7 protein-coding genes are annotated in these 12,186 nt (G+C 57.4%); 6 read left to right on the top strand and 1 reads right to left on the bottom strand.

Annotated elements, in window-relative coordinates; genetic code table 11:
* Positions 1–254: 254 nt before the first annotated feature.
* A complete protein-coding gene (locus DQG13_RS29835) occupies positions 255–3,068 on the bottom strand; it encodes a discoidin domain-containing protein (protein ID WP_113023845.1) in 2,814 nt (937 codons plus the stop codon).
* A gap of 241 nt (positions 3,069–3,309) precedes the next feature.
* Between DQG13_RS29835 and DQG13_RS29830 the strand changes: the two genes are divergently transcribed.
* The 6 genes from DQG13_RS29830 (at position 3,310) to DQG13_RS29805 (ending at position 12,093) form a co-directional block, all read left to right on the top strand.
* Positions 3,310–5,694, top strand: a complete 2,385-nt coding sequence (locus DQG13_RS29830; RefSeq protein ID WP_258525944.1) for a glycoside hydrolase family 95 protein — start codon at positions 3,310–3,312, stop codon at positions 5,692–5,694.
* A 6-nt stretch (positions 5,695–5,700) separates the two neighbouring features.
* On the top strand, positions 5,701–6,663 hold the full coding sequence (locus DQG13_RS29825; RefSeq protein WP_258525943.1) for an ABC transporter permease: 963 nt from the start codon (positions 5,701–5,703) through the stop codon (positions 6,661–6,663).
* A 17-nt stretch (positions 6,664–6,680) separates the two neighbouring features.
* Positions 6,681–7,544, top strand: coding sequence for a carbohydrate ABC transporter permease (locus tag DQG13_RS29820; RefSeq protein WP_113023844.1), 864 nt, complete (start codon positions 6,681–6,683; stop codon positions 7,542–7,544).
* 43 nt (positions 7,545–7,587) lie between these two features.
* On the top strand, positions 7,588–9,138 hold the full coding sequence (locus tag DQG13_RS29815; RefSeq protein WP_113023843.1) for an extracellular solute-binding protein: 1,551 nt from the start codon (positions 7,588–7,590) through the stop codon (positions 9,136–9,138).
* 68 nt (positions 9,139–9,206) lie between these two features.
* Complete coding sequence (locus DQG13_RS29810; protein WP_181593095.1) at positions 9,207–11,018, top strand: cache domain-containing sensor histidine kinase; 1,812 nt, start codon at positions 9,207–9,209, stop codon at positions 11,016–11,018.
* Positions 10,990–12,093: a response regulator transcription factor gene (locus tag DQG13_RS29805; protein WP_181593094.1), complete on the top strand. Its 1,104-nt coding sequence runs from the start codon at positions 10,990–10,992 to the stop codon at positions 12,091–12,093. Before DQG13_RS29810 ends, DQG13_RS29805 begins: the two co-directional genes overlap by 29 nt.
* Positions 12,094–12,186 lie beyond the last annotated feature (93 nt).

Here is a 12,186-nt window from a genome sequence, read left to right as displayed (position 1 = left end):
TGAGCACGCGAAGCGTGGGAAACAAAAAACCACCTGCTATGCGGGTGGTGTAGGAAAAGCTTATAGCCAAAAAATCACCTTGTGTGGAATCCGCTATAATAAGTCAGCAACGACAGGCGCTTACTTGACCCGGAAGAAGCACCTGCGTTAATATTGCAGGGAGGATGGGTCTTCCGGAAGTTATTACGCAAGCAGCCGCACCTGCTGGGATTCAGCACGTGCGGCTGCTTTTTTGCGGGGCCGGACCCCGATTGTTATTGCAGATGGTACAACTCGATTTCGTTGATGGTCGGCTTGTCGGAGGCGCTGTTCACATACAGCCGGAAATACCGGGCGGTGACGGAGGAAAAGCCGTTGATTTTTCTGCTTCCCAGGGTCGATCCGGCCCCGCCGGGGACTGCCGTCCACACCTGGCCGTCCTGGGAATATTGCCATTCGTATCCCGTCACCCTGGGGTAGGAGGTTTCCCGGACAATAGCCGTATTAACAGCGGCGGGTGCCCCCATGTCAATGGCGATCCATTGCCCCGTTGTGCTCTGGGCTGCCCAGCGGGTGGAGAGATTCTGGTCGAAGGCCCGGCCCGCTTCATAGCCGGTATAAGTGCTTGAGGCGGAATAGGTTTTCCCCTGCGCCAGATCGGGAGCCGTGAAGGGAGCGTTGTATACCTCCATCTCGTTGATGGTGGGCTCTCCCGTGGCGTCCAGGATATACAGCCTCAAGTAGCGGGAGTTCACAGGCACAAAATGGACGGTCAGGCTGCTGCCGATAGCATCTCCCGCAGCGCCGGGGATATCCTCCCATACGCTGCCGTCCGCAGAGGACTGCAGCTTGAAGGAGGTCACTCTAGGGAAGGAGCTTTCCTTCAGCACCACCTGGCTGTACTCCAGCGGTGTGCCGAAATCCACAGATACCCACTGATTGGTGCCGGAGCCTCGGGCAGCCCAGCGGGTTGCCGGATTGCCGTCGAACATCAGCCCCTCCGGATAGGAGCTGTAGGCGCTGGAGGAGGCATAGCTTTGGTTCCTGGCCAGATTGTTGCTGTACTCCGCCGGATTGCCGTTGCCCTTCCAGGCGGCCAGCTGTCCCCAGATGCTCCCCTGCCGCTGCTCCGGGGTAGTCACGTTGTTCACCGCCTGCACGCCCAGCCGGTCTTGGAGCTGCTGGAGGTAGAGACTTCTGGGCAGCACAGGCTCTCCCCAGGATTCCCAATACCCGCCGTTATCCTGCACCTGCTCCTCTCCGCTGCACCCGATGGCCATATTCTTTCCTCCCGCAGGACTGGCCACCCGCACATCGTCGTTGGTTGTGCCCAGGGGGTTGTAGGTTCTGCAGTTCCAGAATACGATCTGCGCCCCGGTCCAGCCCTGGCCGGTTCCCAGGCTGCCCCGGTTCCATACCCGGAGGGCCCCTGTCTGGATGTTGTCGTACAGGGTTCCGGTGGCATAGCGGTGGTGCGGACCGGAATCGGCGTGTGAGTTGATGGCATAGGAATCCAGAAACACATTGGGCCCGGCCACCCGGGAACTGGTGGAAAATTCATGGCGGCCATCCTGCGCATAATTGCGCTGGAACAGGTTCATGGAGCTGGTCTCGTGGTTGATGGCGAAGGGGTAGCGCCTGCCGCCCTGAACCAGGGAGACCATGTCCCGGACGGCGGAGTCCTGGACCGTCAGCCGGGTATTCCACTTGTTCAAGCTCACCAGGGAATGGGCCAGATGCAGGCCGGTCACATTCCTGACCCAGCTGTCCTCTGTGTAATCGAACACAATGGCATCCTGGACATGAAGCTCGTCCGCAGCGCCGGCATAGAAGGAATCGAAGCGGAGGTCCTCGACGCCAATGCGGGAAATCCGCTCCGCCCGGTATCCGGCCACATATCCGCCGCCGTAATGGCTGCTGATGGATTGCACAAGAGGGATATCCACAGTCAGAATGTTATTCTCAATGGCGGTAATGGTCCGTTCATATTTAGCGATATACGCCTGGGGCGTCCAGCCGTACTGGGCCATGTCCAGCTCGTTGATCCATGCCCAATTGGGCGTGCGCACCACAAAAATTTTTTCCCCTACCCGGTAATCCGCCGCAGAAGCCACTTTCAGGGTCCGGGCTCCCGTGGGCACATAGGAGCTTGTGACGGGTTGGCGGGTTTGGGGAACCTCGCTGACCAGATCATTCAGCACATTGAGCCAATCGATATTCAGGATATTGCCCCCTGCCGGATTGCTGAAGGTCAGGTACAGATCATGAACTCCGTCGGTGGGCTCGATCAGCACATAAGCATTGGCAAAGGTGGTCCAGCCTCCTGTGGAAGCATTGGCATATTCCCCGATGACAGGCCCGTCCACACTGTTCAAGCGGACCTGCATGGTCCCGTTGGAATGGCTGGAGGCCACTCGGAAATGGATTTCCTTGGCTCCGCTTATATCTACGGATGCATATTTGATCCAATCGCCCTCGTTGATGGAGCCGATATACCGGTTGTCTCCTCCTGTATATAGGGAAGTCCCGGACTGGGCGTTCCGGTCCTCCCCTTCTATCCGTACCTCCTGAGGGGCAGGCCCCGCCTGAAGCAGATTGTAAGCGGCCGGGGTATTGCCCAAAAGAATGGTGCCGTCCGCTCCCTGGCCCTCTCCCCGCAGCACGACGCCGCTTTGCCGCATGTACAGGGTATCCGGCACATAATAGGTTCCTGCCGTCAGCAGGACTGCGCCGCGGAACCCGTTGGCGTCCGCGGGAAGGGCGGAAACCGCGTCGATGGCGCTCTGAATCCGGTCCCGGTCATCTCCGCCCGAGGGCCCGAGGACAGCCTTCACCGGAATCTCGGACCGCTCGGGCAGGGCGACTCCCCCGCCGCCGTAGCCGGCATGGGAGAAATCCGGGATTTGGTTGACCGCATTGGTTTCTTCTTCATTGGCGTAGGTATTGTAGTGAAGCGTTCCGTTCTCCAGATAGACCAGAGGCCCCCCGGCCGCCCCGGCCGTAACAGGAGAGAGCAAGGGCAGAAGCGGCAATGCCAGCAATACAGCCAGAAAACACCTTCCCAATCGGTTGAACACCATAATCATCATAAACCTCCTCCATCATAATGACAGCGGTTGCAAACCGCTTGCAAGGCTATCCTATCAAATTGGCGCCCGCCGCAATACCCGGCAGTTGTTTCATTTTCGTAGCAATTGTTTTATGGCTGCAGGATCATCCTCCAGGTCGAAACAATCCCACGGATTTTACAACACGGGCCCGGTTTTGAAGAGGGGGGATTCACGGTATAGTTGGTTTTGTACCCGACAATAAAGGAAAGGCGGTTGCGCTTTGGACACCGTTCGTTATGGCAGCACAACCCTGCTGCGTTATACAACACCCGCCGCATCCTTCAACGAAGCCCTGCCTGTGGGAAACGGGCGGCTGGGAGGAATGGTCTACGGCAGGGCGGGAGAGGAAAGGATATCCCTAAACGAGGATTCCGTCTGGTATGGGGGAAGCCTGATGGCAGACAGCTCCGGTGCCCGGGAGCGGCTTCCCGCCATCCGGGACCTGCTCCGGCAGGGCCGGCAGCAGGAGGCGGAGCATACGGCTATGATGGCCATGATGTCATCTCCCAAATATATGCATCCCTATCAGCCGCTGGGGGACCTGATGATCCGCATGGAGGACCGCTCGGGGGCAGTCATGAATTACCAGCGCCTCCTTGACGTCAGCACCGGTATCGCCTCCGTTTCCTACTGGAAGGACGGCTGCCGCTATATACGGGAATATATAGCCAGCGCCGTGGCCGGAGTGCTGCTGATCCGCCTGGAGACGGAACATCCCGCAGGCATGAGCTTCGGCGTCCATCTGATGCGGCGGCCCTTCGACGGCGGCTCCCGCCCGGCGGGCCACGCCACCGTTATCATGGGCGGGGACGGCGGGGGCAAGGAAGGGGTGCAATTTCAGGCCGGGGTAAGAGCGGTTGCAGAAACCGGCAGGATGGAGACCATCGGGGATTTCGTAGCTGTAGAAGGGGCCAGGGCAGTTACGCTGGTGGTGGGAGCGGAAACCTCTTTTTATCACGGTGAGGGGTACGGACAGGTCTGCCTGGAACGGATCGAAGCCGCAGCGGCAACGCCTTATGCGGAATTAAAGCGGGCCCATGCTGCGGAATACGGAGCCAGATACCACCGAATGGAATTCTCTCTGTTTTCGGGCAAGGAGGAGCGGGAGACCCGGGCTGAGGCGGAATTGCCTACGGACGAAAGACTCCGTCTGTACGCCGCGGGCCGGCAGGACCCCGGATTGGAGGAGCTGTTCTTCAATTACGGGCGGTATCTGCTGATTTCCTGCTCCCGGCCGGGGACCCAGGCGGCCAATCTCCAGGGGATATGGAACGAAAGCTATACCCCTCCATGGGAATCCAAATATACCATCAATATCAATACGCAAATGAATTATTGGCCGGCGGAGGTCTGCAATCTGTCCGAATGCCACGAGCCCTTGTTCGATCTGATCGAACGGATGCTGCCCCATGGCCGGGCTACGGCCAGGACAGTGTACGGCTGCGGCGGCTTTGTGGCCCACCACAACACCAACCTGTGGGGCAACACTCACATTGAAGGGGTGCTGTCCACCTCCTCCATCTGGCCCATGGGGGCCGCCTGGCTGACCCTGCATATGTGGGAGCGGTACCGCTTTGACAACGACGAGGCCTTCCTCCGGGAGCGGGCTTATCCCTGCATGAGAGAGGCGGCGCTTTTTCTGCTGGAATATATGACGGAGGATGACGAGGGCCGCCTGCTGACAGGCCCGTCCATATCGCCGGAGAATAAATTCATTCTCTCTTCAGGGCAGCAGGGCGCCTTGTGCATGGGGCCGGCCATGGATGGCCAGATTGCCGCCGAGCTGTTCCGGGCCTGCATCCGGGCAGAAGAAGTTCTTGGCGGGGACGAGGCGTTCCGCAGCCGACTGAAGGCGGCGCTGGGCAAAATCCCTCCTCCGGCCGTCAACGATAACGGCACCCTGAAGGAGTGGACACACGAGATCGAAGCGGAGGCCGATCCGGGCCACCGCCATATCTCCCATCTGTTCGCCCTGTATCCCGGCCAGTCCATTGATATTCATGCCCAACCGGAGCTGGCCGGCGCCGCCCGGCAGACCCTGATGAACCGCCTGGCTCATGGTGGAGGCCATACGGGCTGGAGCCGGGCGTGGATCATTCTGTTCTTCGCCAGACTGCAGGAGGGCAAGCAGGCGTATGACCAATTCAGGCAGCTGCTTACCTCCTCCGTCTATCCCAATTTGCTGGACTGCCATCCGCCGTTTCAGATTGACGGCAATTTCGGGGGGACAGCGGCTGTGGCGGAGCTGCTGCTCCAATCCCATGGAGAAGCGCTGGAGCTGCTTCCGGCGCTGCCCGAGGTGTGGCCTGCCGGACGCATAACGGGCTTACGGGCTCGGGGCGGCTGCACGGTTGATCTGGAGTGGCGGGAGGGTCTCCTGTGCAAGGCGCGGATCACCGCCGGCCGGGATGGCCCCGTCGCCATCCGGTACCGCTCCGGCCGGGTCAATTCCTCCGGCGGAGCAGTCCGCTGCTGCTTGCACATGTCCTGCAAGGCGGAGGGACAGGCGGCGGAGGGCAATGGGGAAGGGCTGCTCTGTTTTGAAGCGCGCAAGGGGGAAGTGTATGATGTGGAAATCAAGCTGGAGGTACGAAAGGGAGGCTGAGCCAAGTTGGCAACAAAAGCTGCATCCGTGTCCTTAAATAATCAGGCAGGGCTGTCCAAGCGGAGGGGACGATTCCGCAGGGCGCTGTCCGCCTATCACGCCCTGTATATCATGCTTATTCCGGGCCTGTTGTTTTTCGCTGTGTTCAAATATTTTCCCATGGCGGGCAGTGTGATTGCCTTTAAGGATTACAACATATTCAAGGGCTTCTGGGACAGCTCCTGGGTGGGATGGCACTGGTTCGAAATGTTCTTCCAGGCCCCCAATATCCGGCGGGTGTTGTGGAACACGGTGGTCTTAAGCTCCTATCAGATTCTGTTTGCCTTTCCTGCGCCGATCATATTGGCCCTGATGCTCAATGAACTGCGCCTTATGCATATGAAGCGGATTGTCCAAACGATTCTGTATCTGCCCCATTTTCTGTCCTGGTCGATTATTTTCGGCCTGGCCGTCATGATGCTTTCCCCCGGCACGGGGATGGTGAACGGTTGGATTCAGGCGGCGGGCGGGGAGCCCGTTGCCTTCCTGCAGAAGGCCGCTTATTTCCGGACCCTTATTGTGGGCACGGGCATCTGGAAGGAAATGGGCTGGAGCGCCATCATCTTTATCGCCGCCTTGGCCGGCATCAATCCCTCCCTGTACGAGGCCGCCAAAATGGACGGCGCGGGCCGTTGGGCCCTGATGAGGCATATCTCCATTCCGGGCATGCTGCCGGCCATTGTCATCCTGCTCCTGCTGAAGATCGGCAACATTCTGGATCTGGGCTTTGAGCATATCTGGGTTTTCCTGAATCCGCTTACTCTCTCCGTGGGGGATGTGCTGGATACGTATATTTACCGGGAGGGCGTCACCCAGTTTAAATACAGTCTGGCCACCTCCGTCGGTTTGTTCAAGTCGGTAATCGGCCTTGCGCTGATCCTGACCGCCAACAAAATCAGCAACCGGATTTCCGGCGAGGGTTTATTCTAAGGCAAGGAGAGGTCCCCATGAGAAAGAAAATGGAGCTGTTCGATATTATCATTATTCTGGTCCTGTCCGCCGCCTGCGTCACCATTCTGCTTCCCCTGATGCATGTGGTGGCCGGCTCCCTGAGCGGGAAGATTCCTTTGATGAAGGGGGCAGTCGGCCTGTGGCCCAAGGACATCACCTGGATCAATTACCGGCTGGTTCTGGAAAATTACGCCTTCTGGCGCGCATTCCGCGTCACCGTATTCCTGGTGGCGGCAGGCACCTGCCTGAACATGCTGTTTACCGTAGTCACCGCCTATCCGCTGTCCAAGCGTTATTTGCCGGGCAGAAGGGTGATGATGGTGTACATTATTATTACGATGATTTTTTCCGCGCCCCTGATTCCCACCTATCTGCTGTTGAAGAATCTGCTGCTGCTCAATACGGTATGGGTCATGATTGTTCCCGGTGTCATTAACACCTTCAATCTGATTCTGGCCATTACCTTCTTCAAGGCGCTTCCCGAGGAGCTGTTTGAGGCTGCCCGGGTGGACGGCTTAAGCGAATACGGCATGGTGCTGCGGATTGCCATGCCCATGTGCCTGCCCATTGTGGCCACCCTTTCCCTGTTCTATGCCGTCGGGCATTGGAATACGTACAGCAGCGGCCTGTATTTCGTGACCAATGCCGCCCTCCGGCCGCTGCAGGTCTATCTGTACAACATCATATCCGCAGGCAACGTGGAGGATTTGGCCGGAGGCTCCTTCGTGGATGTGGATATTACCCCCGAAGGCCTGAAGATGGCCACCATCGTGACAGCCACCTTGCCTATTGTCATTATTTACCCCTTCATTCAGAAGTATTTCATCAAGGGCTCCACCTTGGGTTCCCTGAAGGAGTAACGGCTTCAATTATTTTCATCATAAAAAGGGAGGCAAATGCAATATGAAACAAAAAGGAAAATGGGGAAAGCTTTCGGCAATAACGGTCTTAACGGCAAGCCTGCTTGCGGCCTGCACCTCCAATGAGGCTTCCACACCCAAGGAGGGGAATGTCTCCCCTTCCGGCACGGCTGGCTCCGGCGGCACGCAGCAGCCTGTGAAGCTGAAGCTCTTCCTGCGGGATTTCGCCAAAGTGGTTCCTACCGGGAGTACCATGAGCGTACCCATGTTCAAGCATCTGGCGGACAAAACCAACACGGACCTGAACATCACCTTCCTGCCCCATGGGGAATACGCCACCAATTTGCAATTGAAATTTGCCGCCGGGGATATTCCCGATCTGTATCATTCTCCGGGACTGACCGATGATCCGCTCGTGGCCAACGGCCAGGCGCTGGTTCTGGATGACCTTATTGAGAAATACGGGCCTAATCTGAAAAAGGTTATTACTGAGGATGCCTGGGAGAGCGCCAAAATCGACGGCAAGATTATCGCCATTCCCCGTCCGGCGGTGCCTGCCAATTATCGGCTGCTGTACATCCGCAAGGACTGGCTGGATAAGCTGGGCCTTCAGGTGCCCGGCACAAGCGACGAACTGCTGAATGTGCTGCGGGCCTTCCGGGACGGCGATCCCAACGGAAACGGCGTGAAGGATGAAATTCCCTTCTCTATGCGGGAGAAGCTAAGCTGGGCGGACAATATCTTCGGCATGTGGGGGCTGAATTTATATGCCCATGTGCTGCATAACAAGGAGCTGATTCCCGCCGAGGCGCATCCGGATATGCAAAAGGCGCTGGCCTATATGCATCAGCTGTACCAGGAGAAGCTGCTGGATCAGGATTTTCTCACCAATACAGCAGCCACCTGGAACCAGAAAATCACATCGGATCTGGTAGGCGTCTGGAACCACAACACGGATCTGCTGGGCAAGTGGAACAATGATCTGAAGACTGCGCTGCCGGATAAAAAGCCGGAGGTCATTGCCATTCCGACTCCTGTCGGCTCCGGTTATGATGGGCCTGTAGGACGGCTGAAAATGCCCACTTCCAAATATCTGGTGATCCCCTCCAAGGCAAGCAATCCGGAGGCTATCATCAGGATGTTGGACTGGTTGGCCACGGAGGAAGGAGACCTGTATGTCAATCTGGGCGTGGAGGGGATTACCTATAAAACCGAAAACGGCAAGGCGGTATACGACAGCAAGGCGGATGAGAATTTCAAGAGCCTGCGGGACTTCAATCTGGGGATTGCTCCGCAGATGACCAATAAAACTGCGCTGCTATCCACGCTTGGTGAGGAAGGAGCCCGGCTGTATCAGGAAACTGTCGATATTGCCGTTAAGGAAGGGCTGCCCAACCTGACCCTGAATGTGCCTTCCTTTGAGTCCAACAGCGCCCGCCCGGCGGACACCTTCTTCCTGGAAACGGCGTCCAAAATCATTGTCGGCGAGCTGAGGCCCGACGCGTTGAGCCAGGCTGTCCAGGTGTGGCGGACCAAACAAGGCGGAAACAAGTATATTCAAGACTATACGGAATGGTATAATAAGAAAAAATGATTGCCGGAAGGTCCAACCTGCGCCTGCGCGGGTTGGACCTTCCCGCCAATCAGGCAGGAGTGGGAAGCTTGCTCAGAAATTCGTTAAAATGGAAGCTGACCTTCATCTTCACTCTTCTTTTTGTGGGCAATATTCTGATTCTCGCCTGGTCTGTCCATAATTCCTCAACGAAGGTGATTATCCGGGATTCTGCCCGGTTCGGCCAGCTTGCCTTAAGCCAGGCGATTCTGAACATTGAACGGTATATGGATTACACCCGGCAATTCATGTACCGGATGGGCGTCAGCGGCGAATTGCAAAGATGGGCCAGCACCTCTCCCGGTCTGAAGGGGGAGCTTGTCTCCCGCAGTCTGCGGCTGGAGGAGGAGTTTGTGGTTCCTTTTTTTGGCCTGAATGATGATATTGTATCCATCACCATCTACAATGCCTCCAACGGAAATGAGCATCACTTCACCAAGGGCTTATTCTTCGGCCTGAATTATTCCATCCGGGACGAGCCCTGGTTTGAAGCGGTTCCCGTCTTCGAAACCACCGCCTACTATGTAAGCTTGAACGACCGTTACGTGGACGGGGCAGGCAAGCCTGCACCGCTGCATGTGGTCTCTCTGGTCAAGCGGTTCGGGATGTCTGGCGATCTGTACGTCAAAATCGATGTGCGTCCCAATCTGCTGCAGCAAATTCTGAACGACCTGCGCCTGGGAGAGAGCGGTATCGGCTTTATTGTTGATGCCGACGGCAGAATGATTGCCCATCCCGACTCCAGCCGCTTGTTTGAGATGCTGGATTCCAGCTATTTGGAGCCTATGGCCGAGGCGCCCGCCGGAACCTTTACACCCAAGGGCTCCAATCTCACCGTGATCTTCGATACGATTCCCGACAGCAATTGGCGCTCCGTCATTCAGATTCCCAGCGGGGAGATCGCCTCGGGCATCCATGTGGTGCGCAATGCCGTGTATTCTATCGCCCTGTTTAATCTTGCCGCAAGCATTCCCCTGATCTGGCTTGTATCCGCTTCCCTGACCAAACGGCTGATCTCGCTGAAGAAATCCATGGTGTCCACGGGGCAAGGAAATTTTCACAGCCCCATTACGGTCCGGGGCAATGACGAAATTGCTGTGGTGGCCCAGTCCTACAACCGGATGCTGCAGGAGCTGGAGGCTCATGTCATCCACCTGTCGGAGGCAAGAGCGCTGGAGCAGCAGGCTGTAATGCTGTCCCTGCAAATGCAGATCGACGCCCATTTCCTGTACAACACGCTGGAAATCATCAACGCTATGGCCTATAAAAATAAAGCGGAGGATGTGGAGGTCATTACCCATAATCTGGCCGGGATGCTGCGGTATACCGTTGAGCTGAAGGACGGCGGGACCAGCCTCGCCGAGGAGGTGGAGCAATTGCGGCGGTATCTGCTCATTGTCGGCTACCGCTTCGGAGGGACGGTTGACTGTTTCGTTACGGTAGAAACGCCTGCGCTCCTGCAGGCCGAGAGCATCAAGATTCTGCTGCAGCCCTTGGCGGAGAACAGCATCCTCCATGGTGGCTTCGATGAAGACCGGCTGCCGCAGCTGGAGCTCTCCATTGCCGCTTCGGTGAACGGAAGCAAGCTGCTCGTCCGCATGCGGGACAACGGGAGGGGCTTTGGGCCGGAGCGGCTTCTGGAAATCCGCCGGTCCCTTGCGGCAGAGGGGCCGCAGGAGCTGCTGGAGCGCAAAATCGGGCTGCGCAATATTTACAAGCGGCTTGTAAAAAGATGGGGCAGCGGGAATGTGGAGCTTCGTCTGGACAACGCGGCGGGAGGCGGGGCAGTCGTGGAGATCGGCTTTCCCTTCACCGAAGCAAAGGAGGGGGAATATGCAGTTGCGCGTACTGATTGCGGATGATGAGCCGATTGTCCGGGAGAGCATCGCGGACAAAATCGGGCAAAGCGATGCCCGGCTGATTATTTCCGGAGCGGTGGGCAACGGCCGGAAAGCGCTGGAATGGCTGAATGTTTACCACGCAGATATTTGCGTTACCGATATCCGCATGCCGGAGATGGGCGGGCTGGAGCTGATCCGGCATATCAACCGGACCCGGCCGTGGATGAAAACGGTGATTGTGTCCAGCTACAGCGATTTTGCGTATGCCCGGGAGGGCATCAAGCTGAATGTGTCCGATTATATTCTCAAGCCGCTGGACCGCCAGCAGCTGAACGGTGCTCTGGGGAATGTGATCCGGGAGCTGGCCGACCAGCGCTCCCATGAAACCCGCCGTTTGCTGATGCGCCACCTCTCCGGCATGCAGTCCTTGATGGAGCAATGGAAGCAGCTCATTCTGACAGTGCAGGTCAGCGCCTATCCCATGCTGGTGGTGGATACTCTGAAGGCCATGGAGCAGTGGGTGGGGGAGAGCCATTATTTGCTGGAGCCTTTTGCCCGGCTGTGGCTGGAGCTGGTCTCGGAGAAGGTGGATCTGCCCTTGACGGGGCAGGAGGCGGGCTTGCCGGATGTAGGCTTCCCCACGCAGCGGCTGGAGCGGGAACGGCTGCCGCTGTATTACCGCCTGATGGCGGTTTCCCTACTGGAGACGGGGATCAGCCGGCTTATCGGCCAAAGCAGGGAGTCCAGCTTCACCATTCACCATCAGATCGTCTATAACCTGCAGACCTATCTGAAGGAGCATTACAACGAAAAAATCAATGTTTCGGATTTAACCCGGCAGTTTCCCGTCAGCCGCTCCTACCTGTCCATTCTCTTCAAGCAGGTCACCGGCACCACCATTTTTCAATTCCTCACGGAAATCCGGATGAAGGAGGCCAAGAAGCTGCTTATGAATCCGGACTATAAGGTGTTTGAGATTTCCAACCGGGTAGGTTATGAGAACAGCGAGCATTTCACCAAGCTGTTCAAGGAATATTGCGGGATTACCCCACGAGAGTACCGGAACAATCTGAATCCGAGCAAGGCGGGGGAGTAACGGCCCCCTTGCAGAAAAGCCGCCCGCCGCGGCTTTTTTTCATTATGGCTTTAGCCGGTTGAGCACGCGAAGCGTGGGAAACAAAAAACCACC

It is taken from the genome of Paenibacillus sp. YN15 (genome assembly GCF_003285005.1).
Lineage (GTDB): Bacteria > Bacillota > Bacilli > Paenibacillales > NBRC-103111 > Paenibacillus_AR.
The sequence above is the reverse complement of the archived record's forward strand: the minus strand, read 5'-3'. Positions and strand labels throughout refer to the sequence as shown.